Source organism: Burkholderia sp. Nafp2/4-1b (genome assembly GCF_003635165.1).
In the GTDB taxonomy this organism is placed as follows: Bacteria; Pseudomonadota; Gammaproteobacteria; order Burkholderiales; family Burkholderiaceae; genus Burkholderia.
Genome location: NZ_ML058605.1, coordinates 82206 through 105469, shown reverse-complemented (window position 1 = coordinate 105469; position 23264 = coordinate 82206). Strand labels below are relative to the sequence as shown.

21 protein-coding genes and 1 riboswitch are annotated in these 23264 nt (G+C 67.6%); of the genes, 15 read left to right on the top strand and 6 right to left on the bottom strand.

The window, feature by feature from the left end:
- Window positions 1-16: 16 nt before the first annotated feature.
- On the top strand, window positions 17-1315 hold the full coding sequence (locus tag C7H84_RS14505; RefSeq protein ID WP_121859435.1) for a cytochrome c: 1299 nt from the start codon (window positions 17-19) through the stop codon (window positions 1313-1315).
- A 129-nt stretch (window positions 1316-1444) separates the two neighbouring features.
- Entirely contained in the window at window positions 1445-2899 is a 1455-nt protein-coding gene (locus tag C7H84_RS14500) for a DEAD/DEAH box helicase (protein ID WP_121859434.1), read from the top strand.
- Here the strand turns inward: C7H84_RS14500 and C7H84_RS14495 are convergent.
- The 3 genes from C7H84_RS14495 to C7H84_RS14485 form a co-directional block, all read right to left on the bottom strand.
- Window positions 2893-3402 (bottom strand): hypothetical protein, encoded by a 510-nt coding sequence (locus C7H84_RS14495; RefSeq protein ID WP_121859433.1) that lies wholly within the window; start codon window positions 3400-3402, stop codon window positions 2893-2895. The two genes, C7H84_RS14500 and C7H84_RS14495, sit on opposite strands and share 7 nt — an antisense overlap.
- A 166-nt stretch (window positions 3403-3568) precedes the next feature.
- Window positions 3569-4396, bottom strand: coding sequence for a ferritin-like domain-containing protein (locus C7H84_RS14490; protein ID WP_121859432.1), 828 nt, complete (start codon window positions 4394-4396; stop codon window positions 3569-3571).
- 320 nt (window positions 4397-4716) lie between these two features.
- Window positions 4717-6357 carry a gamma-glutamyltransferase family protein gene (locus tag C7H84_RS14485; protein WP_121859431.1) on the bottom strand — a complete coding sequence of 547 codons (1641 nt, stop codon included), beginning with the start codon at window positions 6355-6357 and terminating at the stop codon, window positions 4717-4719.
- Window positions 6358-6581: 224 nt separating this feature from the next.
- Here C7H84_RS14485 and C7H84_RS14480 point away from each other — a divergent pair, with 224 nt between their 5' ends.
- A complete protein-coding gene (locus tag C7H84_RS14480; RefSeq protein ID WP_121859430.1) occupies window positions 6582-7361 on the top strand; it encodes a DeoR/GlpR family DNA-binding transcription regulator in 780 nt (259 codons plus the stop codon).
- A 301-nt stretch (window positions 7362-7662) separates the two neighbouring features.
- Window positions 7663-7860, top strand: coding sequence for a hypothetical protein (locus C7H84_RS14475; RefSeq protein ID WP_162999282.1), 198 nt, complete (start codon window positions 7663-7665; stop codon window positions 7858-7860).
- Window positions 7861-7952: 92 nt separating this feature from the next.
- On the opposite strand, the gene C7H84_RS14470 is transcribed toward C7H84_RS14475, so the two are convergent.
- A complete protein-coding gene (locus tag C7H84_RS14470) occupies window positions 7953-8321 on the bottom strand; it encodes a hypothetical protein (RefSeq protein ID WP_162999281.1) in 369 nt (122 codons plus the stop codon).
- A 163-nt stretch (window positions 8322-8484) separates the two neighbouring features.
- Here C7H84_RS14470 and glpD point away from each other — a divergent pair, with 163 nt between their 5' ends.
- The 4 genes from glpD (at window position 8485) to C7H84_RS14450 (ending at window position 13412) form a co-directional block, all read left to right on the top strand.
- A complete protein-coding gene (gene glpD, locus C7H84_RS14465) occupies window positions 8485-10008 on the top strand; it encodes a glycerol-3-phosphate dehydrogenase (protein ID WP_121859427.1) in 1524 nt (507 codons plus the stop codon).
- A gap of 105 nt (window positions 10009-10113) precedes the next feature.
- Window positions 10114-11616: a glycerol kinase GlpK gene (gene glpK / locus C7H84_RS14460; protein ID WP_121859426.1), complete on the top strand. Its 1503-nt coding sequence runs from the start codon at window positions 10114-10116 to the stop codon at window positions 11614-11616.
- Between the two features lie 96 nt (window positions 11617-11712).
- Window positions 11713-12429, top strand: a complete 717-nt coding sequence (locus C7H84_RS14455) for an MIP/aquaporin family protein (protein ID WP_040141841.1) — start codon at window positions 11713-11715, stop codon at window positions 12427-12429.
- Window positions 12430-12725: 296 nt separating this feature from the next.
- Complete coding sequence (locus tag C7H84_RS14450) at window positions 12726-13412, top strand: HAD family hydrolase (protein WP_121859425.1); 687 nt, start codon at window positions 12726-12728, stop codon at window positions 13410-13412.
- A gap of 90 nt (window positions 13413-13502) precedes the next feature.
- Here C7H84_RS14450 and ribB read toward each other — a convergent pair whose 3' ends face one another.
- Both ribB and C7H84_RS14440 read right to left on the bottom strand, forming a co-directional pair.
- Window positions 13503-14213 carry a 3,4-dihydroxy-2-butanone-4-phosphate synthase gene (gene ribB / locus C7H84_RS14445; RefSeq protein WP_121859424.1) on the bottom strand — a complete coding sequence of 237 codons (711 nt, stop codon included), beginning with the start codon at window positions 14211-14213 and terminating at the stop codon, window positions 13503-13505.
- A gap of 118 nt (window positions 14214-14331) precedes the next feature.
- Window positions 14332-14480: riboswitch (FMN riboswitch) on the bottom strand.
- A gap of 195 nt (window positions 14481-14675) precedes the next feature.
- Entirely contained in the window at window positions 14676-15359 is a 684-nt protein-coding gene (locus C7H84_RS14440; protein WP_121859423.1) for an XRE family transcriptional regulator, read from the bottom strand.
- A gap of 512 nt (window positions 15360-15871) precedes the next feature.
- Between C7H84_RS14440 and miaB the strand changes: the two genes are divergently transcribed.
- The 7 genes from miaB (at window position 15872) to lnt (ending at window position 23090) form a co-directional block, all read left to right on the top strand.
- Window positions 15872-17245, top strand: a complete 1374-nt coding sequence (gene miaB / locus C7H84_RS14435) for a tRNA (N6-isopentenyl adenosine(37)-C2)-methylthiotransferase MiaB (RefSeq protein WP_121859422.1) — start codon at window positions 15872-15874, stop codon at window positions 17243-17245.
- Window positions 17246-17278: 33 nt separating this feature from the next.
- Window positions 17279-18325, top strand: a complete 1047-nt coding sequence (locus tag C7H84_RS14430; protein ID WP_121859421.1) for a PhoH family protein — start codon at window positions 17279-17281, stop codon at window positions 18323-18325.
- A gap of 171 nt (window positions 18326-18496) precedes the next feature.
- Entirely contained in the window at window positions 18497-19282 is a 786-nt protein-coding gene (ybeY, locus tag C7H84_RS14425) for an rRNA maturation RNase YbeY (protein ID WP_121859420.1), read from the top strand.
- A 13-nt stretch (window positions 19283-19295) separates the two neighbouring features.
- Entirely contained in the window at window positions 19296-19928 is a 633-nt protein-coding gene (locus tag C7H84_RS14420) for a gamma-glutamylcyclotransferase (RefSeq protein ID WP_121859419.1), read from the top strand.
- A gap of 68 nt (window positions 19929-19996) precedes the next feature.
- Window positions 19997-20146 (top strand): hypothetical protein, encoded by a 150-nt coding sequence (locus C7H84_RS36350; RefSeq protein WP_162999280.1) that lies wholly within the window; start codon window positions 19997-19999, stop codon window positions 20144-20146.
- Window positions 20147-20447: 301 nt separating this feature from the next.
- A complete protein-coding gene (locus tag C7H84_RS14415; RefSeq protein WP_121859418.1) occupies window positions 20448-21335 on the top strand; it encodes a transporter associated domain-containing protein in 888 nt (295 codons plus the stop codon).
- Between the two features lie 51 nt (window positions 21336-21386).
- Complete coding sequence (gene lnt, locus C7H84_RS14410) at window positions 21387-23090, top strand: apolipoprotein N-acyltransferase (RefSeq protein WP_121859417.1); 1704 nt, start codon at window positions 21387-21389, stop codon at window positions 23088-23090.
- Window positions 23091-23264: the final 174 nt, after the last annotated feature.

Here is a 23264-nt window from a genome sequence, read left to right as displayed (position 1 = left end):
AAGGGAGACAGACACAATGAAACGCAAGTCCCTGTTTGCACTCTCGGCTGTCGCGATCGTCGCGGCTGCCGCCCTCGTGCCGGTCCTTTGGCCGGGCAACGACACGCTGCACGGCGCTTCCGCCGTCGCGGCCACGCCGGCCGACCAGGCCGCGCAGATCAAGAAGGGTGAATACCTCGCGCGCGTCGGCGACTGTATCGCGTGCCACACCGTGCGCGGCGGCAAGTCGTTCGCGGGCGGCCTGCCGATGGCGACGCCGTTCGGCACGATGTATACGCCGAACATCACGCCGGACGACAAGGACGGCATCGGCAAGTGGACGTCGGACGACTTCTACCGCGCGATGCACACCGGCCGTTCGAAGGACGGCAGCCTGCTGTACCCGGGCTTCCCGTTCGCGAGCTACACGAAGGTCACGCGCGCCGACTCGGACGCGATCTACGCGTACCTTCGTTCGGTCCCGCCGGTTTCGGTGCCGAGCCGTCCGCACGAGCTGAAGTTCCCGTTCAACAACCGCAACCTGCTGATCGGCTGGCGCACGCTGTTCTTCAAGGAAGGCGAGTACAAGCCGGATCCGACCAAGTCGGTCGAATGGAACCGCGGCGCGTACCTCGTCGAAGGCCTCGGCCACTGCTCGATGTGCCACACGTCGATCAACATGATGGGCGGCCCGGTGAGCTCGGCAGCCTTCGCGGGCGGCCTGATCCCGCTGCAGAACTGGTATGCGCCGTCGCTGACGAACGACAAGGAACTCGGCCTCGGCGACTGGCACGTGCAGGAGCTGTCCGACCTGCTGCAAGCCGGCGTGTCGAACAAGGGCGCGGTATTCGGCCCGATGGCCGACGTCGTGCACAACAGCCTGCAGTACATGAGCGACGAAGATACGCGCGCGATGTCGACGTACCTGAAGTCGATTCCGCAGAAGGCTGAAGCGCCGAAGAACATGCAGTACGAGCCGACGAAGCAGTTCGGCAATACGCTGTTCGACCAGGGCAAGAAGATCTACGCGGACAACTGCGCGACCTGCCACGCCGAATCCGGCGCGGGCAAGCCGCCGGCCTATCCGCCGCTCGCGGGCAACCACTCGATCGTGATGGAATCGGCAGTCAACCCGATCCGCATGGTGCTGAACGGTGGCTATCCGCCGAGCACGTTCAAGAATCCGCGTCCGTACGGGATGCCGCCGTTCGCACAGTCGCTGTCGAACCAGGAAGTCGCGGCAGTCGTCACGTATATCCGGATGTCGTGGGGCAACAACGGTACGCCGATCTCGCCGCAACAGGTGAGCGACCTGCGTTCCGCGCCGCTTGACTAAATAACGCGCGACACAAACGGGGGCGCGGCTGCGGGAAACCGCAGCCGCGCCCCTTTTGCTTTTTGCGACGTCGTTCCCCGCGCGGGCCGCGCGAGGCGTCGCCGATCATAAAACTCAAGAGTGGTATCTATGTCTTTCGAATCTCTCGGCTTGGCCGAACCGCTCGTCAAGGCGGTCAACGAGCTCGGCTACACGCAGCCGACTCCCATCCAGCAGCAGGCGATCCCCGCCGTCCTCGGCGGCGGCGACCTGCTCGCCGGCGCGCAGACGGGCACCGGCAAGACCGCCGGCTTCACGCTGCCGATCCTGCAGCGCCTGCACACGTTCTACACCGAGCATCGCGGCGCGAAGCGCGCGGTGCGTGCGCTGATCCTCACGCCGACGCGCGAACTCGCCGCCCAGGTCGAGGAAAGCGTGCGCGCGTACAGCAAGTACGTGAAGCTGCGCTCGACCGTGATGTTCGGCGGCGTCAGCATCAATCCGCAGATCGACGCGCTCAAGCGCGGCGTCGACATCGTCGTCGCGACGCCGGGGCGTCTGCTCGATCACATGCAGCAGAAGACGATCGACCTGTCGGATCTCGACATTCTCGTGCTCGACGAAGCCGACCGGATGCTCGACATGGGCTTCATCCACGACATCAAGCGTGTGCTCGCGAAGCTGCCGCCGCGGCGCCAGAACCTGTTGTTCTCGGCCACCTTCTCCGACGAGATCAAGGCGCTCGCCGACAGCCTGCTCGATTCGCCGGCGCTGATCGAAGTCGCTCGCCGCAACACCACCGCGGAAAGCGTCGCGCAGAAGATCCACCCGGTCGACCGCGATCGCAAGCGCGAGCTGCTCACGCATCTGATCCGCGAACACAACTGGTTCCAGGTGCTCGTGTTCACGCGCACCAAGCACGGCGCGAACCGGCTCGCGGAACAGCTGACGAAGGACGGCATCAGCGCGATGGCGATCCACGGCAACAAGAGCCAGTCGGCGCGCACGCGTGCGCTCGCGGAATTCAAGAACAGCACGCTGCAGGTGCTGGTCGCGACCGACATCGCCGCACGCGGGATCGACATCGACCAGTTGCCGCACGTCGTCAACTTCGACCTGCCGAACGTGCCGGAAGACTACGTGCACCGGATCGGCCGCACGGGCCGTGCGGGTGCGACCGGCGAAGCCGTGTCGCTCGTGTGCGTCGACGAGAAGCAGCTGCTGCGCGACATCGAGCGGCTGATCAAGCGCGAGATTCCGCAGGAAGTGATCGCGGGCTTCGAACCCGATCCGACCGCGAAGCCGGAGCCGATCCAGCAGCGCCGCGGGCAGCAGCCGCGTGGCGGTAACGCTGGTGGCGGCGGCGGCGGCGGCAATCGCCAGCCGCGTGCCGGTGGCTCAGGCCAGCCGGCCGCGAAGCGCGAAGGCAACGCGCAGCCGAAGGCCGCGAAGCCGGCCAAGCCGCGCACGGCCGGCGGCGCGAGCGGCAACGCCAACAGCGGCGGTCGTCCGTCCGGCGGCGGCAACGGCGCGCGTCCCGCGAGCGGCAACGCCGCGCACCCGAACCGCAACCGTTCGTCGCGCAGCGGCCAGCGCGGTCACTGAAGCCGCGCGGCCGCGCGCCGCAGGTGCTCGACCTGGCGCTGCCAGCGTGCGAGCACCTCGGTGCGCGCCTCTCCTTCCAGCGCAAACGTGACGCCCGTCGCGAGACGCGCATAGCCGACCCGCTGCGCATCGCCGTGCGCGATCGTCGCAGCGAATCCGGCCAGCCCGCCGAAGTCCCCTTCGATCGGCTCGATCCTTAGTTGTGCCTGAAAGAATGCGCCGTCCGCGACGAGCGTCAATGCGGCCGCGCGCCGTTGTGCGAGCGCGCGCGCCGCGCGCGATTGCGGCCACAGCGCGAGCAGCAGCGTGTGCGCATCGCGCGCATGGATCTCGCCGACGCTGAGCAGCGTCGTGCGCAACTGGCCGTCGTCGGTCGCGACGATCAGCTGCGCGGCGACGTCGGCGTGGCGTTCGAGCGCGGCGCCGTCGAACAGCGAGACGACGGCCGGCGGCCACGCGTCGAACGTCCATTGTTCGAGCGCGTGACGATGGGAATCGGTCATGGTGGCAGCCCCGGTGGAAAGCGGATGACGATGCCGCAGCATACGCGCCAAGGCCCGTTCCCGCTAATAACGTACGGTCCCTGTTCGGGAAAATTCATTCGTGGTGCTGGCCACCAGAAGGGCCCGTCATCAGCCGGAGCAGGCCCCGCATCGCGCGCCGCGACACTTACCGCATGAACACGTGCCGCGTGATCTTGGTCAGCGGATAGTGGACGCTCGGCTGGATCTTCGCGGGCAGGTCGAGCGGCTTGAGCAGCATCTTCACGCACATGTCCGCCGACAGGTTGCGGCGCACGAGCGAGCTGATGCGGGCGGCACGTTCGCGGTTGTATTGATCGTCGCCGATGCGATCCGGATAGCGGACCGCGAACACATGGCGCAGCGCGATCTCGGAATCCTCGTTCTTGATTTCCATCACGCGGCGCATCAGCGCGCCGAGCACCGCGAGCCGGCCGTTGCCTTCGAGCTTGTTGTACTTCTTGAAGAACTTGAAGAAGTGCTTGTAGTGGCGCACTTCGTCCGAGCGGATGTTGTCGGTGATTTCCTTCAGCACCGGCTCGTCCGAGCATTCGTTGATCGCGCGATACAGCGTGGCCGTGCCCGTCTCGACGACGCAGCGTGCAACCATCTCGAGCGCGCGAGTCTTTTCGAACGCCTCGACCGAGCAGGTCTGCGAATACTCGGCGAAGAAATTCGCGAACGCGGTGTCCCAGTCGAACTCCGGCCACACGTGTGCGATGTACGCCTTCAGCGCGCGCCCGTGCTGCAGTTCCTCGTGCTCCCATGAGTTGTTGAGCCACGCCGACACTTCCGGATCGTCGTTGAAGAACTCGCTCAGGTTGCTCGTGTAGAGATCCGAACCGCTTTCGATGAACGACGACGCGCACAACAACAGCAGCAGATCCTCGTTCGCAGCCGCGCGCTGACGATCGATCCGGTTCAGGTCGATGTCCTCGATACGCCACGGCATGACGTGTGTCGTTTCAGTAGGCATGGTGGTGCGCTCCCAGTCGTCGCGCGGCCGGCCGGCCGATGCTCTCCCTCGGCACAGGCCCGGCGCGCCCGCAGGCGACGTTTTGCTTGCATTTATAGTGAATCGGTCCGGCCGAACCATCCTGGCATCTTAGCCGGACTTTTATGTTCGTGCTTCAAGCACTGACCGCACCCGACACGCGCAGTTCCGCCGTCCATGTTGCAGTTCGTTAGACGAGTCGTTCGAACCGGTTGCGCGGCTTCGCCCGCATGCGTCGCAGCAAGCAAAACGGGCGGCCATGCCGGCCGCCCGTCGAGCGCAAGACCGCTGGAAGCGTTCCGTCAGAAACCGGCAGCCAGCCCGTCGCGACGGCTGTCGCTCGCGGCCACGTAGCCGCGGTCGGGATCGTCGGGGTCGAGCCGCCACACGAACTGCCCCGAGCCGAAATCCATGTAAGGATCGTCGATCGACTTGATCGTATGGCCGCGCGCGGCGAGCGCATCGACCGTGCCGCGATGCATCGTCGCCTCGACGTCGAGCGTGAAGTCGCGATTGACCTTCCAGCGCGGCGCGCAGCACGCGGCCTGCGGCTGCTGTCCGTAGCCGAGCATCCGCACGATCGTCTGCAGGTGCCCCTGCGGCTGCATGTCGCCGCCCATCACGCCGAAGCTCATCACGGCTTCGGTGCGGCCGTTCACTTCCTCGGTGACGAACGACGGGATGATCGTATGGAATGGCCGCTTGCCGCCGGCGACGACGTTCGGCGAGCCCGGGTCCATCGAGAACCCGTGCCCGCGGTTCTGCAGCGCAATGCCCGTGCCGGGCACGACGAGCCCCGAACCGAAACCCATGTAGTTGGACTGAATGAAGCTCACCATCATCCCGCGCTCGTCGGCGGCCGACAGATAGATCGTGCCGCCCGAAGGCGGCCGGCCGGCGGCGAAGTGCGTCGCGCGCATGCGGTCGATCAGCTTCGCGCGCGCCGCGAGATACGCATCGTCGAGCATCTGCTCGGGCGTCACCTCCATCGCGCGCGGATCGGCGACGTAGCGATAGACGTCCGCGAACGCGAGCTTCATCGCCTCGATCTGCAGGTGCTGCGAGTCGACCGAATCGACCGGCCACTCGGTCACGCCCGCATGCTCGGCGATGCCGAGCGCGATCAGCGCGGCGATGCCCTGGCCGTTCGGCGGGATCTCGTGAATCGTATGGCGGCCGAAACGCTTGCCGATCGGCTCGACCCATTCCGGCCGGTATGCGCGCAGGTCGGCTGCGGTCAACGCGCCGCCGCCTTCGCGCGCGAACGCCGCGAGCTGCTCGGCGAGCGCGCCCTCGTAGAACGCGCGCGGGCCGTCCTTCGCGAGCGTGCGCAGCGTCTGCGCGTGGCCCGGCAGGCACATGCGTTCGCCGACGAGCGGCGCGCGCCCGCGCGGCATGAAGGTGTCGGCGAAGCCCGGCAGCCCGCGCAGCTCGGGCACCGCGGCCGCCCACTTGTGCGCGACGATCGGCGACACCGAATAGCCGCGCTCGGCGAGCTCGATCGCCGGCTCGAGCAGGTCCGCGAACGGCAGCGAGCCGAATTTCGCATGCAGCGCTTCCCAGCCCGCGATCACGCCCGGCACCGTGACGGTGTCCCAGCCGCGTGTCGGCTTGTTCGCGATGCCATGCGCGTTCTCGCCGTGGCGCTTGCGGAAGTAGTCGGGGTTCCATGCGGCCGGTGCGACGCCCGACGCGTTCAACCCGGACAGCCGCTCGCCATCCCACACGAGCGCGAACGCATCGCCGCCGAGCCCGCACGACACGGGCTCGACCACCGTGATCGCGGCGGCGGCCGCCAGCGCCGCATCGACGGCATTGCCGCCCTTCCACAGCATCCGCAGGCCGGCCTGCGCGGCGAGCGGGTGCGACGTCGACACGACATTGCGCGCGAACACCGGAATGCGGATCGTCGGATACGGGTTGTGCCAGTTGAAGTCGGTCATCGATTCCACCTCGTCGAAAGCTGAATGAACGCGCCGGACGCACGATCCGCGGCGCGCGGACAGTCCGCCATTGCAGCGCGATCCGCGCGATCGCACAAATTCATTTGTCACATGAATACATGCGCTTTGCGCATGAATAATGGCCGGGCGCGCGCCGCACGCCGGTCGCACGCCCTTCCCGCCCTTACAATACCCACTTCGCCTCACGATTCGACCGCCGAGCCATGACCCGAGATCCCCGCCTCACCCTCAACGCGCGCCAGCAGGAATTGCTCGAGTGGGTGCAGCGCGACGGCTTCGTGACCGTCGACGATCTCGCCGCGCACTTCGCGGTCACGCCGCAGACGATCCGCCGCGACGTGAACTGGCTGGCGGACCTGAACCTGCTGCGCCGCTACCACGGCGGCGCGAGCCTGCCGACCAGCTCGGAGAACGTGTCGTACACCGCGCGGCAGCGGATGTTCCACGACGAGAAGCGGCGCATCGCGGCGCTGGCCGCGTCGCACATCCCCGACCAGGCGTCGCTGTTCATCAACCTCGGCACGACGACCGAGGAAGTCGCGCGCGCGCTGAACCGCCATCACGGGCTGCACGTGATCACGAACAACCTGAACGTCGCGTCGATGATGAGCGGCTACCCCGACTGCGAGGTGCTGATCACGGGCGGCATCGTGCGGCCGTGGGACAAGGGCATCGTCGGCGAACTCGCGATCGACTTCATCCGCCAGTTCAAGGTCGACTACGCGATCATCGGCACGTCGGCGATCGAGGCCGACGGCACGCTGCGCGACTTCGACACGCGCGAGGTGCGCGTGGCCGAGGCGATCATGCAGCATGCGCGCACGGTATATCTCGTCGCCGACCACTCGAAGGTCGGCCGTCCGGCGCTCGTGCGCCAGGGGCACCTGAGCCAGGTCCACGCGCTTTTCACCGACAAGCCGCTGCCGCCGGAAATGGCCGACGCGGTGGCCAACGCCGGCACCGAGGTGTACGTCGCGGAATGATGGGTGCGATGCTGCAGCGCACCCGAAACTTCAAGTGAAATCAAGAAGTTGGCACGGCGGCCGAACCGCTTGCGGCGCGTGTGCCTGTCAAACTGAAAATTAACGGGGCACGATTTGTCGTTGTGCCTGCACTCGACTAGACTCCAGTTCCCCGGCCCATTCGCACGATGCGCCCGTGCCAAGGCGTGTGCGAATTCCAAGGCCGGCCAATACAGCTTTCCCCCCCAGCCATACCCCACGGGGTATCGCGCACCGGCGTTTGGCCGGCCGCGCGGGCACACCGATTGCCATGGAGAGAACGATGCTGAGTCCGCATGAATTCGCCACGCTACTACTCGTGAAGGATGCTCCTGATCACGGCGACATGGATCGCGATGAACTCGACGCGCTGCTCGAACAGCAGCTCGTCCGCCTGGAAGCGCTGGGATCGGGGCGCAAATACTGCGTGACCGAAACCGGCGACGCCGCGTTGCGATCGATCAAATGCCGCTATTCGTAAGTGAAGCCCCGCTGTTCCTGACCTGAGCGCGGCGGCCGGATTCCCGACCGGCCGCCCTCCCCGCTTGTCTCGCCTCCCGAAGCGTTTCCGCGTCAGCCGCCGCGCAGCGTCGGATCGACCGCGGCCCGCCAGCTGACGGCCTGCGCGCGTGCGCCGTTGAAATACGCGACCCAGCCGGCGCGCCCCGCGGCGTCCGGCGCCGCATAGTGCGTCGAAAGTTCGTTTACGAACGCACAATAGTTCGCTTGCGTCAGCCCGCGATACCGTTTCGCCACGTACGCGTCATAGAGCGTCGAATAGACCGGCTGCGCGTCCGCGCCCCAGTCTCGCGCGGTGCCGCCGCACGACGTCTGCAGGTCGGCAAACGACGGCGCACGCCAGTTGCCGGCAAGCGGCGGCGTGCCTGCGCCGCACCCGGCCAGCACGACGGCGCACGCGCCGGCCCACATCCCAATACGCATGATTCACCTCGCGAAACGGTCGATCCCGCCAGTATCGTCCGGGATCGCCGCGCGCGCTACTGGCCCCGCTTTTTCGAACTTTACTTTTTCGATTTCGTTCGTTAAATTTCGAATTCGAACATTTCATGTTCACCTATTTCCATCAGACGATAAGGACAGCAGGGTGACCCAACCGAATCGCTACGATCTGCTCGTCGTCGGCGGCGGCATCAACGGCGCGGGCATCGCGCGCGATGCGGCCGGCCGCGGCCTGTCGGTGCTGCTCTGCGAGCAGGACGACCTCGCGTCGCATACGTCGTCGTCCAGCACGAAGCTGATTCACGGCGGCCTGCGCTACCTCGAATACAACGAATTCGGCCTCGTCCGCAAAGCGCTGCAGGAGCGCGAGACGCTGCTGCGCGCGGCGCCGCACATCATGTGGCCGCTGCGCTTCGTGATGCCGCACATGCCGAACCTGCGACCGGCGTGGCTGATCCGCATCGGCCTGTTCCTCTACGATCACCTCGCGAAACGCGAACTGCTGCCCGGCTCGCGCGGCATCGACATGCGCCGCCATGCGGCCGGCAAGCCGCTGATCGACTCGATCAAGCGCGGCTTCGTGTATTCGGACGGCTGGGTCGACGACGCACGCCTCGTCGTGCTGAACGCGCTCGATGCGAAGGAGCGCGGCGCGGAAATCCTCACGCGTACGAAGCTCGTGTCGGCCGAACGCCACGGCGACGAATGGGAAGCCCGGCTGCAGCACGCGGACGGCTCGATCCGCGTCGTCCGTGCACGCGCGGTCGCGAACGCGGCCGGCCCGTGGGTGGGCGACGTGCTGCACGGCGCGCTCGGCCGCGGCGCGCAGCACAGCGTGCGGCTCGTGAAGGGCAGCCACATCATCACGCGGCGCCTGTTCGAGCACGATCACGCGTACATCTTCCAGAACCCGGACAAGCGGATCATCTTCGCGATTCCGTACGAGCACGACTTCACGCTGATCGGCACGACCGACGTCGAATACACGAACGATCCCGCGAAGGTCGCGATCGATCGCGACGAGACGCAGTACCTGTGCGATTCGATCAACCGCTACTTCAAGCGCAAGATCTCGCCGGCCGACGTGCACTGGACCTATTCGGGCGTGCGCCCGCTGCTCGAGGATGAAAACGCGGCGAACGCATCGGCCGTCACGCGCGACTACCGCCTCGAGATGGACGACGGCGCCGGCGCGCCGCTGCTGTCGGTGTTCGGCGGCAAGATCACGACCTTCCGCAAGCTCGCCGAAGAAGCCGGCGACCTGCTGTGCCGCGCGCTCGGGCGCGACGCGCGCACCTGGACGGCCGGCGTGCCGCTGCCGGGCGGCGACATCGCGAACGCGAAGTTCGACGTGTTCGCCGCGGCGTTCGCAAAGCGCTACCCGTGGCTGCCCGCCGCGCTCGCCCGTCGCTATGCGCGTGCGTACGGCACGCGGGCGGAACGCGTGGTCGACGGCGCGAAGTCGCTCGCCGACCTCGGCGCCGAAATCGCACCGGGCATCCACGACGCCGAACTGCGCTACCTGCGCGACGTCGAATGGGCGACCTGCGCGCAGGACGTGCTGTGGCGCCGCTCGAAGCTCGGCCTGCACGTCACGCCAGGCACGCTGGACGCGGTAACGGCCGCGGTCGACGCATGGTTCGCCGCCGCGCATGCACCGCACGCGTAATCCGTTTGCAGTTGCTGTTGTCTGACTGACGTTGATTCACGGACGCGCCGCGCGGCATGCGGCGCGCATCACAACTACGCCAATCCACGGATGGAGATGAGAGACATGCAGGATCAGTACATCCTCGCGCTTGACCAGGGCACGACGAGCTCCCGCGCAATGCTGTTCGATCGCCAGGGCAACATCGTATCGATCGCCCAGAAGGAATTCGAACAGATCTACCCGCAACCCGGCTGGGTCGAGCACGACCCGCAGGAAATCTGGTCGACGCAAGCGGGCGTCGCCGCCGAGGCGGTCACGCGCACCGGCCTGAACGGCACGTCGATCGCCGCGATCGGTATCACCAACCAGCGCGAGACGACGATCGTCTGGGATCGCGAGACGGGGCAGCCCGTCTACAACGCGATCGTGTGGCAGGACCGCCGCACCGCCGACTTCTGCGATTTGCTGAAGAAGCAGGGCCTCGAAGCGAAGGTGCGTGCGAAGACCGGCCTGCCGATCGACTCGTACTTCTCCGCGACCAAGATCCGCTGGATCCTCGACAACGTGCCCGGCGCGCGCGACAAGGCGCGTCAAGGCAAGCTCGCGTTCGGCACCGTCGACAGCTGGCTCGTGTGGAACTTCACGAAGCACGAGCTGCACGTGACCGACGTGACGAACGCGTCGCGCACGATGCTGTTCAACATCCATACGCGCGAGTGGGACAGCGAGCTGCTCGAACTGCTCGACATCCCGCGCAGCATGCTGCCCGAAGTGAAGGCGTCGTCGGAAATCTACGGCCACACGAAGACCACGGTGTTCGCGTCGAAGATCCCGCTCGCGGGCATCGCCGGCGACCAGCACGCGGCGCTGTTCGGCCAGATGTGCACGACGTCGGGCATGGTGAAGAACACCTACGGCACCGGCTGCTTCCTGATGATGAACACCGGCGACAAGCCGATCGAGTCGAAGAACAACCTCGTCACGACGATCGCATGGCAGATCGGCGACGACGTGCAGTACGCGCTCGAAGGCAGCATCTTCATCGCGGGCGCGGTCGTGCAGTGGCTGCGCGACGGCGTCGGCATCATCAAGACGGCCTCGGAAATCGAAGCACTCGCCGCGAGCGTGCCGCACACCGACGGCGTCTATCTCGTGCCGGCGTTCGCGGGCCTCGGCGCGCCGCACTGGAATGCCCGCGCACGCGGTTCGGTGTTCGGCGTCACGCGCGGCACGACGTCCGCGCACCTCGCGCGCGCGGCGCTCGATGCGATCGCGTATCAGTCGCTCGACGTGCTGGCCGCGATGGAAGCCGACTCGGGCATCAGCATCGGCGAGCTGCGCGTCGACGGCGGCGCGAGCGCGAACAACCTGTTGATGCAGTTCCAGGCCGACCTGCTCGGCGTCGACGCGGTGCGTCCGCAGATCACCGAGACGACCGCGCTCGGCGCGGCCTACCTCGCGGGCCTCGCGATCGGCTACTGGAAGAACCTCGACGAAGTGCGCAGCCAGTGGCAGCTCGATCGCCGCTTCTCGCCGTCGATGCCGAAGGAGCAGGTCGAGCGCTGCATGGCCGGCTGGCAGCGCGCGGTGCGCGCCGCGAAGGCGTGGGCCGACGACGCGCAGTAAGCACCGCGGCAGCAACTACAAGCAACCCGAACGAAATACAACAACACCGGCGGACCGCGCAGCGCGCGAGTCCGCCGTGACCTACGAGAGACAAACATGTCACCTTATATTGCGGAATTCATCGGCACGGCGATCCTCGTGCTGCTCGGCAACGGCGCGGTCGCCAACGTGCTGCTTGCGAAAACCAAGGGCAAAGGCGCGGACCTGATCGTGATCGTGATGGGCTGGGCGATGGCCGTGTTCGTCGCCGTCTACGTGACCGCATCGTTCAGCGGCGCACACCTGAACCCGATCGTCACGATCAGCCTCGCGCTCGCGGGCAAGTTCGCGTGGTCGAAGGTCGGCGGCTACATCGTCGCGCAGATGCTCGGCGGAATGGCAGGCGCGTTGCTCGTGTGGCTCGCGTATCGCCAGCACTTCGCGAAGGAAGTCGATGCGGACCTGAAGCTCGCGGTGTTCTGCACGGCGCCCGCGATCCGCAGCACCACGCACAACGTGCTGACCGAAGCAATCTGCACCTTCGTGCTGATCCTCGGCGTGCTGTACCTCGCATCGCCGCAAGTCGGCCTCGGTGCGCTCGACGCGCTGCCGGTCGGCCTGCTGGTGCTCGGCATCGGCATCTCGCTCGGCGGCCCGACCGGCTATGCGATGAGCCCGGCGCGCGACCTGTCGCCGCGCCTGATGCATGCACTGCTGCCGATCCCCGGCAAGCGCGACAGCGACTGGCGCTACGCGTGGGTGCCGGTGATCGGCCCGCTGCTCGGCGGCGCCGCGGCGGCCGGCCTATATCTGCGCCTGCACGCGATGGCCTGATCGCGGGCTCGTTCAGGCCTGGGGTCAGGCCTCAGCGCGCGGCAGCGGTTGCCGCGCGCATCCGAACCTTCCGCCCTCCTTCCGCGCCGTTCTCCCTCCCGCTTCGCACTGAACCGCCGCGGCACCGGCACGGGACACCGCTACCGATCGCCCGCGGCGCTGCCCGGCCCCGCTCCGATACGCCCGATCAGCCCGCCGGCGGAGAAGCAGCGCGCCGAACCCCGCCCGGCGCGGCCGCGAAAGCACGTATCATGGCGGGACGATCGGCGCCGCCGACGCCCCGCTTTTTCATCACCATGCTCGATCACCTTATCTGCGACTGCGACGGCGTACTCGTCGACAGCGAAGTCATTGCCGACCGCGTGCTGTTCGACACGCTGTCCGCGACCTTCCCCCACCTCGATTTCGAAGACGCCGCGAAATCCGCATTCGGCCAGCAGACGTCGCGCTTTCTCGCCGGCCTCGAAGCACACTTCGGGATCCGAATGCCCGAGAACTTCATCGAGACCGTCGAGCACAACATCGAGACCGGTCTCGCACAATCGCTCGCGCCGATCACCGGCGTGCGCGATGCGTTGCTGAAGGTCAGCCTGCCGGCCGCGGTGGTGTCGAACAGCCGGCTCGCGCGCGTGCGCAGCTCGCTGAAGCGCGCCGCGCTCACCGAAATCTTCGGCGAGCGCGTGTTCAGCTCCGAGCAGGTCGCGCGGCCGAAGCCCTACCCCGACGTGTATCTGCATGCGGCCAACACGCTCGGCGTCGCGCCGGAGCGCTGCATCGTCATCGAAGACAGCGTATCGGGCCTGAACGCGGCGCGCGCCGCCGGGATGAAGACGATCGCGTTCGTCGGCGCGAGCCACATCCCCGACAACTACGCGGACGCGCTGCGCGCGATGGGCATCACGCGGATCATGCGCAAGATGGATGAATTGCCGGCGCTCGTCGCGGCCGGCCTGCGCGGCGAATTCGGCGACGTGCAGTCCTGACGGACAGACGCGCCGAAGCGCAGCAACCGGCGTGCGACGCGATGCGCACGCCGTATCGCGGGCGCTTCGGCGCGCCCGCTACACCAGCCGTCAGGCCGGTTCGCAGCAGCGTTCGCGCGCGGCCGCCAGCGCCTCGCGGAATTCGACGAGTTCCGCGATCGTCAGCATCGGCAGCCCGTGCTGCTGCGCGAAGCGCTCGACGTCGTCGCCGCGCGTCATCGTGCCGTCCGGGTTCATCAGCTCGCACAGCACGCCGGCCGGCTTCAAACCCGCGAGAATCGACAGATCGACGGTCCCTTCGGTGTGACCGCGGCGCGCGAGCACGCCGCCCGGCTGCGCGCGCAGCGGAAACACGTGGCCGGGGCGCACGATGTCGTACGGCTTCGCGTCGTCGGCGATCGCCGCGCGGATCGTCGTCACGCGATCGGCCGCGGACACGCCGGTATGCACGCCTTCGCGCGCTTCGATCGACACGGTGAACGCGGTGCCGTTGCGGCTCTCGTTGGCTTGCACCATCGGCGGCAGCTCGAGCGCGCGCACCTTGTCGTCGGTCAGGCACAGGCACACGATGCCGCTGCACTCGCGGATCAGGAGCGCCATCGTCTCGGGCGTGATGCGCTCGGCGGCGACGATCAGGTCGGCCTCGTTTTCACGGTCATGGTCATCCTGCAACACGACTGCACGGCCCGCGCGCAACGCGTCGAGCGCGGCGGCGATGCGCGGCGGCACCGGTTCGGAATCGAGCAACGGGAGATCGGCAAAGGCGTCGGCGGGTGCCGACGAAACGGACTTGAAGGACATGTGAAACGCTCCTCGCAATTTCGATTTGGGCGAAAAACGTTCCAGGGCATTGCAAACAGACAGAACGACAACCCGCTTCGCACGCATCGCGAAACGGCCCTGACGGACATGACTATCTGCACATCTTCTCTCATCCGGACTATGACCGTCGGCTCTGGCATTCGACCAGATCTGCTGACCCCGCGCGGATGCGCGGGCGCTCGCGGGCTCGCCGGCTTTCGCCAGCCTACCGCCGGTGGGGAATTGCACCCCGCCCTGAAGACGCACTGATTGCCGGCCGGGGATCTGCCCCGGGATCGGCGGGCCAAGCATACATCAGCTGCGCGCACGACGCAGCGAAACCGCACCTAAAACCTTACTGACGACCCCGTCTAATGGCATCGTCCGAACGGCCGACACCGGGCTGGCGCGCCGGTTGCGCATGGAACCGGCGCCGGCCCGGCACCCGGCGCGCCTGCGCGCTCAGCCGGCCGCGTGTGCGGCGTCGGGCACGAACCAGCGCGGCGGCACCTCGGGGCTCACCGTCACGCGGAACGCGCGCGCTTCGCTGTCGCCCGGGTTGCGCAGGCTGTACGGCTGGTCGGCGTCGAACACGATCGCGTCGCCCGTCGCGAGCAGTTGGCGGCGATCGTGCACGCTGAGCTCGAGCGTGCCCTCGCTGACGACCAGGTTGACCGTCGTGCCGGGCGCGCGGCGCGTGCCGGGCTCCGTGTGCAGCGGCGCGATCCGCAGTTCGTGGAATTCGGCCGCGGCCGGCTCGCCTTCGGGATACAGCGCACGCGCGGAGAAACGGCCGTTCGAGCTGACGACGCGCGCCGCGCGCTCGGCCGCCAGATGCTCGAAGCCGTTCACCGCGTGGCGGCGCAGGAATGCGGCAACCGACACCTTCAGCGCCGCGGCGATCTTGCAGAGCACCTTGATCGACGGCACGCTGCGCGCGGATTCGATCTGCGCGAGCATCGCGCGCGATACGCCGGACAGCCGCGCGAGCGCATCGAGCGACAGTTGCCGCTCGGCGCGCAGGCGCGCGAGGTTCACGCCGACGACCTGCTCGAGGACGTCGAGCGACGCGGACGTCCGCGCGTCGCCGGTATTGCCGGACTCGAAGGAAGACACGTCGCGCACCAGCGCAAGGGGTGAAGACATAGCATGGCCTCCGGGCCGCCGCGCGGCCCTGCGAATGGGGTAAGCCGGAATCGGAATCGGGTTGCGCCATGAACGGCGCGTATTGAAACGCTATCACCCGGTCCTGACCCGGCAAACGAAGTTATCTTCACACCGTTATCAGCATCACGGAGGAATGCGTTCCTCGCGAACCTTTTCCTGCCGCTATGGCGCCGGCGCGCTGCTAAATGCGTGCGCTACCGGCTGCCGCATCATCATTTCGGGGTCGGAATCCCGTGCAAGACGTGGCGGACGTGCAACCCGCCATCCGTCCGAGGCAGCGCGAAAAGCTATAATGAAAGGCTTTCCCGACGGCTTTTCACTTCAGCTCACGCGATGGGTTCGATGCGCGCTGCGCGCCCCGCTCCGCCATGCGGCACCGGCAGGCATCAGCCGGCACACCCAACGCGCGAGTTTGAGCCGCTGCACCGGCAGCCGTCCCGATTCACCCTTGACGACGCCCCCAGGTCAACCACTGCGAACGGCGAATCCCCATGACCAAGAAAGTTTACGTAAAGACCTTCGGCTGCCAGATGAACGAGTACGACTCGGACAAGATGGTGGACGTGCTCAATGCCGCCGAAGGCCTCGAAAAGACCGATACCCCGGAAGACGCGGACATCATCCTGTTCAACACCTGCTCGGTGCGCGAGAAGGCGCAGGAAAAGGTGTTCTCCGACCTCGGCCGCGTGCGCGAGCTGAAGGAAGCGAAGCCGGGCCTGCTGATCGGCGTCGGCGGCTGCGTCGCGAGCCAGGAAGGCGCGTCGATCGTGTCGCGCGCGCCGTACGTCGACCTCGTGTTCGGCCCGCAGACGCTGCACCGCCTGCCGCAGATGATCGACGCGCGCCGCGAAAGCGGCCGTGCGCAGGTCGACATCACGTTCCCCGAGATCGAGAAGTTCGACCACCTGCCGCCCGCGCGCGTCGAGGGGCCGAGCGCGTTCGTGTCGATCATGGAAGGCTGCTCGAAGTACTGCAGCTACTGCGTCGTGCCGTACACGCGCGGCGATGAAGTGTCGCGTCCGCTCGACGACGTGCTGACCGAGGTGGCCGGCCTCGCCGACCAGGGCGTGCGCGAAGTCACGCTGCTCGGCCAGAACGTGAACGCCTACCGCGGCGCGCTGACCGCCGGTTCGGCGGAAATCGCCGATTTCGCGACGCTGATCGAATACGTCGCCGACATCCCCGGCATCGAGCGGATCCGCTACACGACGTCGCATCCGAAGGAATTCACGCAGCGCCTGATCGACACCTACGCGAAGGTGCCGAAGCTCGTGAGCCACCTGCACCTGCCGGTCCAGCACGGCTCCGACCGTGTCCTGATGGCGATGAAGCGCGGCTACACGGTGCTCGAATACAAGTCGGTGATCCGCAAGCTGCGCGCGATCCGCCCGGACCTGTCGCTGTCGACCGACATGATCGTGGGCTTCCCCGGCGAGACCGAGGACGATTTCGACAAGATGATGGCGCTCGTGCACGAGATGAGCTACGACACCAGCTTCTCGTTCATCTACAGCCCGCGCCCCGGCACGCCGGCCGCGAACCTGCACGACGACACGCCGCGCGAAGTGAAGCTCAAACGCCTGCAACATCTGCAGGCGACCATCGAGGAAAACGTCGCGCGCATCAGCCAGTCGATGGTCGGGAAGGTCGAGCGGATTCTCGTCGAGGGCCCGTCGCGCAAGGACCCGAACGAACTGTCGGGCCGCACCGAGAACAACCGGGTCGTGAATTTCCCGGCGCCGCTCGCGTCGCACCCGCGCCTGATCGGCCAGATGATCGACGTGAAGATCAACCATGCGTACCCGCACTCGCTGCGCGGCGAGCTGCTGCTCGTGAGCGACGACGCGAGCGCGGCCACCCACTGACCGACTGACGTTCCACAGGAGCCCGACGCTACTTTGAAGACCGTCCAAGCACTGGAATTCACCGCGCCGCGCGACGACAACGCGCGCCTCGCCAACCTCTGCGGCCCGCTCGACGAGAACCTGCGGCAGATCGAACAGGCGCTCGACGTCACGCTCGCGCGGCGCGGCCACCGGATCACGATCCGCGGGCGCGGCGCGAAGCTCGCACTCGCGGCGCTCGAGAACTTCTACAACCGTGCACGCGATCCGCTGTCGGTCGACGATATCCAGCTCGCGCTGGTCGAAGTGCGCCACACGTCGGGCAACGGCCGCCAGGACGCGATCGACGTGCGGTTCCGCGGCGACCCCGACCATCCGTTCGACGAACCGGCCGTGCAGACCGACGACGAAAATCCCGACGAGGAACCGGCGCCCAAGCTCTACACGCGGCGCGCCGACCTGCGCGGCCGCACGCCCGCGCAGCGCGAATACCTGAAGCAGATCCTGCAGCACGACGTGACGTTCGGCATCGGGCCGGCCGGCACCGGCAAGACCTACCTCGCGGTCGCGTGCGCGGTCGATGCGCTCGAGCGCGACCAGGTCAAGCGGATCGTGCTGACGCGCCCGGCCGTCGAGGCCGGCGAGCGGCTCGGCTTCCTGCCGGGCGATCTCGCGCAAAAGGTCGACCCGTACCTGCGGCCGCTGTACGACGCGCTGTACGACCTGCTCGGCTTCGACAAGACCGCGAAGATGTTCGAGCGCCAGATGATCGAGATCGCACCGCTCGCGTACATGCGCGGCCGCACGCTGAACCACGCGTTCATCATCCTCGACGAGGCGCAGAACACCACGCCCGAGCAGATGAAGATGTTCCTCACGCGGATCGGCTTCGGCTCGAAGGCGGTCGTCACCGGTGATACAAGCCAGGTCGACCTGCCGCGCGGGCACAAGAGCGGCCTCGTCGAGGCGCAGCAGGTGCTCGGCGGCGTGCGCGGGATCGCGCTCACGCGCTTCACGAGCGCGGACGTCGTGCGGCACCCGCTGGTCGCGCGCATCGTCGAGGCGTACGACGACTTCCACGCGCAGCACAAGGACGCCTGAACGCATCGCCATGCATGGCCGGCGGCGGCGCTCCACGCACCGCACCGACCGACGGCCCGGCCCGCCCGACGGCGCGCCGGGCTTTTTTGCGCCGGCGCGCGGGCCGGTCCGAATTCGGGAACGATCGGCCGTTTGGTGTATCCTCGATGCGTTCCAATCGCCGCACCTGTCATGAAATCTTCCCGTTCTCGCAAGTCCGGTCGCGACCAGTCCGCCGCGCCCGATTCCCCCCGTCTTTCACTGTTCGATGCGAAGGGCAAGGCCCGGGCCGTCGACGCGCAAGGGCTGCGAATCGACTTCCCGGACGGCCGCAGCCTGATGTTCGACCTGTCGGGCACCTCGGGCGAGGCGGCCGTCGCGATCGTCGCGCAGCACAACGATCCGGCGATGCGCGCGAAGCTCGCGCTGCAGCCGGAGCACTACGACAGCGTGACGCTGCACGTGGGCGCCGAACCCGCGCCGCGCGACGAGGAGATCGCGGAACTGGCGGAAGAAGTGCGCGAACTGGAGCTCGACCTGTCCGTGCAGTACGGCGACGAAATCACCGGCGAGATCCGCAAGACGCTCCCGAAGCGCAAGCTGATCGCCGAATGGCTCGAGCCGGCGCTGTTCGCGAGCGCGCAGCTCACGGTGCGCTTCGTCGGCGAAGAAGAAGGCCGCACGCTGAACGACGGCTACCGTCACAAGGACTACCCGACCAACGTGCTAACCTTCGCGTACGATCCGGCGCCCGACGGCACCGTGATCGGCGACCTCGTGCTGTGCTGCCCGGTCGTCGAGAAGGAAGCGCACGAACAGGGCAAGCCGCTCGCCGCCCATTACGCGCACCTGCTGGTGCACGGCGCGCTGCACGCGCAGGGCTACGATCACGAAACCAGCGACGAGGACGCAGCCGAAATGGAAGCGCTCGAAGTCGACATCCTCGCGAAGCTGGGCTTCCCGAACCCGTACCAGTAAGCACTTCCGTACCATGCACCACCCCGCGATGCTGCCGCCCGCCTACCCTCCGTCGATCGGCGACGGCCGGCTGCTGACGGAAGACGAGCTCGCGGCATCGCTCGCGCACACGATGCGCGAATGGGACGGCCAGCATGACCTGTGGCTGTTCGGCTATGGCTCGCTGATCTGGAACCCCGGGCTGCCGACCGTCGCCGCCGTGCGCGGCAAGGTGCACGGCTACCACCGCGGACTCTACCTGTGGTCGCGCGTGAACCGCGGCACGCCCGAACGTCCGGGTCTCGTGCTCGCGCTCGATCGCGGCGGCTCGTGCTCGGGCATCGCATTCCGGCTCGCGGGCCCGACCGCGCAGCCGCATCTCGAGACGCTGTGGAAGCGCGAGATGCCGATGGGCTCGTACCGGCCCGCGTGGCTGCCGTGCACGCTCGAAACCGGCGAACGCGTGAAGGCGCTGGCATTCGTGATGCGCCGCGACGTGCCTACTTACACCGGCAAGCTGACCGACCCCGTCGTGAAGGAAGTGTTCAGGTGCGCGGCCGGCCGTTATGGCACGACGCTCGACTACGTGAGTCGCACCGTCGACGCGCTGCGCGCGAGCGGCATTCCCGATCGCGCGCTGGAAGGGCTGCTCGCGCGATGCCGGTGACGCCCGCTTCGGCCTGCTTGGTCCGCCCCCGCCGCGGCGCCCGCGCGGTCGAACGAGGATCTCCGACCATGAAACCGTCACACCGATCGCGCCGCGCGCTGGCCGCGTTGCTCGTCGCCGCGAGCGTCGCGCTGTCCGGATGCGGCATCTTCGGCTGCGGCGGCGCCGCAACCAACGGCGCGGCCGGCGGCGGCTGTTCCGCCGGCATGCGTTTCTGACGTTCCGGGTTGCCGACGTCCGCCGGATTCGCCCGCCACGCGGCGAAATGCCGCTGGCGCCGACTGACCGGCCGGTCGCCGCTCCAACCGCGCTTTTTTGGCACCGCTGCCCCGCCGCCCCTTTCTGAGATAGGATGGACAAGAAGGACGGCACCGCGCCCGGCGCGGCCGTTCCCGAGCGGGGCTCGTGCGCGCCGCCTGCGTCGGCCGGACGGCCGGGCTGACACGGCCGCGCCATGCCCTTGGTGTATCCTTGCCTACTCCGTGACCGCGCGCTCCGGCATGACCCGGGCGCACCACCATGAACGATTCGTATCCCAGTCGTAAGCTCACCGACAAACCGCAAGAAAAGCGCTCGCTGCTCGAGCGCCTGACCGACTTCATCTCGCCCGAGCCGGAATCCCGGTCCGAGCTGCTGGAAATCCTGCAGGACGCACACGAACGCAATCTGATCGACGCCGATTCGCTGTCGATGATCGAAGGCGTGTTCCAGGTGTCCGACCTGTGCGCCCGCGACATCATGGTGCCGCGTGCGCAGATGGACGCGATCAACATCGCCGAAAAGCCTGAAGACTTCATCCCGTTCGTCCTCGAGAAGGCGCACTCGCGCTACCCCGTGTACGAGGAAAACCGCGACAACGTGATCGGCGTGCTGCTCGCGAAAGACCTGCTGCGCTTCTATGCGGAAGAGGAATTCGACGTGCGCGGGATGCTGCGCCCGGCCGTGTTCATTCCGGAATCGAAGCGCCTGAACGTGCTGCTGCACGACTTCCGCGTGAACCGCAACCACCTCGCGATCGTCGTCGACGAATACGGCGGCGTCGCGGGCCTGATCACGATCGAGGACGTGCTCGAGCAGATCGTCGGCGACATCGAGGACGAATACGACTTCGACGAGGAAGCCGGCAACATCATCTCGGGGCCGGACGGCCGCTACCGCGTGCGCGCGCTCACCGAGATCGAACAGTTCAACGAGACGTTCGGCACCGACTTCCCCGACGACGAGGTCGACACGATCGGCGGCCTGATCACCCATCACTTCGGGCGCGTGCCGCACCGCGGCGAGAAGCTGCAGCTCGGCAACCTGGTGTTCGAAATCCAGCGCGGCGACGCGCGCCAAGTCCACGTGCTGCTGGTGCGCCGCAACCCGCTCGCGAGCCGCCGCGCCGAAACCTCGCACGAAGACTGACCGTCTCGCGCCGGCTGCGTCTCCTTCAACCGCTCGCCCCTTTCGCTTCACATGGACGATCCGATCCTATCCCGCCCGGCTGGCGGTCTTCTCGCGCCGGCGCCCGGCCGCGCGCTGCCGCGCTGGCACTATCCGGCCGCGCTGCTGGCCGGCGCGGCCAATACGCTCAGCTTCGCACCGACCCCGCACGGCGGCTGGCTCCAGCTCGCCGTATTCGTCTGGTTTTTCGCGCAGCTGACGCGCACGTCGAGCTGGCGCGGCGCCGCGCTCACCGGCGGCGCGTTCGGCTTCGGCAACTTCATCAGCGGCATCTGGTGGCTCTACATCAGCATGCACGTGTACGGCGAGATGGCCGCGCCGCTCGCGGGCGGCGCGCTGGTCCTGTTCGCGCTGTACCTGTCGCTGTACCCGGCGTTCTCGGCCGGGCTGTGGTCGTTCTGCGCGGGCCATGCGTGGCATCGCCGCGAACCCGACCCGCGGCCGTTCTCGCCCACGTGGCACGGCGCATTCGCGTTCGCGAGCGCGTGGGCGCTCGGCGAATGGCTGCGCGGCACCGTGTTTACCGGCTTTCCGTGGCTCGCGAGCGGCTATCCGCAGGTCGACGGCCCGTTCGCGGGCTTCGCGCCGGTCGTCGGCGTGTACGGGATTGGCTGGGTGCTCGCGCTGTTCGCCGCGCTGGTCGTGCAGGCGCTCGTCGCCGCGCGGCGGGCGCCTGCCGATGAACGCGGCACCGGCGGCACCGGCGGCAACGCTCGCCTGCGCATCGCCGCGCCGGCCGTGATCGCCGTCGCGCTCGTCGCGGCCGGCGTCGGGCTGTCGCAGGCCACCTGGACCGTCCCCGCGAATGCGCCGCTCACGGTGCGGCTGCTGCAGGGCAACGTGAAGCAGGACATCAAGTTCGAGCAGGAAGGCATCGACGCCGCGATCAAGATGTACACGCAGATGATCGTCGAGAAGCCGGCCGACCTGATCGTCACGCCGGAAACAGCCATCGCGGTGATGATCCAGGAGCTGCCCGAGCCGTTCGCCGTCGCGATCCGCAAGTTCAGCGACACGACGGGCTCGGCCGTGCTGTTCGGCGCGGTGGGCGCGTCGGTGACGCCGGACGGCCATTACGTCGACTACACCAACAGCCTGTACGGCGTCACGCCGCATTCGCGCGACATCTACCACTACGACAAGCACCATCTCGTGCCCTTCGGCGAATTCATCCCGTGGGGCTTCCGGTGGTTCGTCAACCTGATGAAGATGCCGCTCGGCGACTTCGCGCGCGGCGCGCCGGTGCAGAAGCCGTTCCTCGTGCACAACCAGCCGGTAATGGCCGATATCTGCTACGAGGACTTGTTCGGCGAGGAAATCGCCGCGACGATTCGCGACAATCCGCAGCCGCCCGGCGTGCTCGTCAACGTGACGAACCTCGCGTGGTTCGGCGACACGATCGCGCTCGACCAGCATCTGCAGATCGCGCGGATGCGCGCGCTCGAAACGGGCCGGCCTATGCTGCGTTCGACCAACACCGGGATGACCGCCGCGATCGACGCGCGCGGCCGCGTGATCGGCCAGCTGAAGCCGTTCACGATCGGCTCGCTCGACGTGCGGATCGAAGGCACGAGCGGCTTCACGCCGTACGTGACGAGCGGCAACAATGTCGTGCTCGCAGGGTCGCTGGTGCTGCTCGCGTTCGGCTTCACGTTCGGGCCGGGCCTGCGCCGCCGCCGCAACGGCGCGCAGGCCGGCGACGACCGGAACGCCTGACGCAGCGGGCGGCCGTGGCGCGCGGCGCGGCGGCTATCGCTTCCGGTGGGGCAGCCTGCTCCGCGTGCCGACGTTCATCGCGCGATGCGTCGTCTGGGGAACTCGCTGGACTCGCTGGATTCGCTGGATTCGCTGGATTCGCCGGATTCGCCGGATTCGCCGGGACACCGGGAC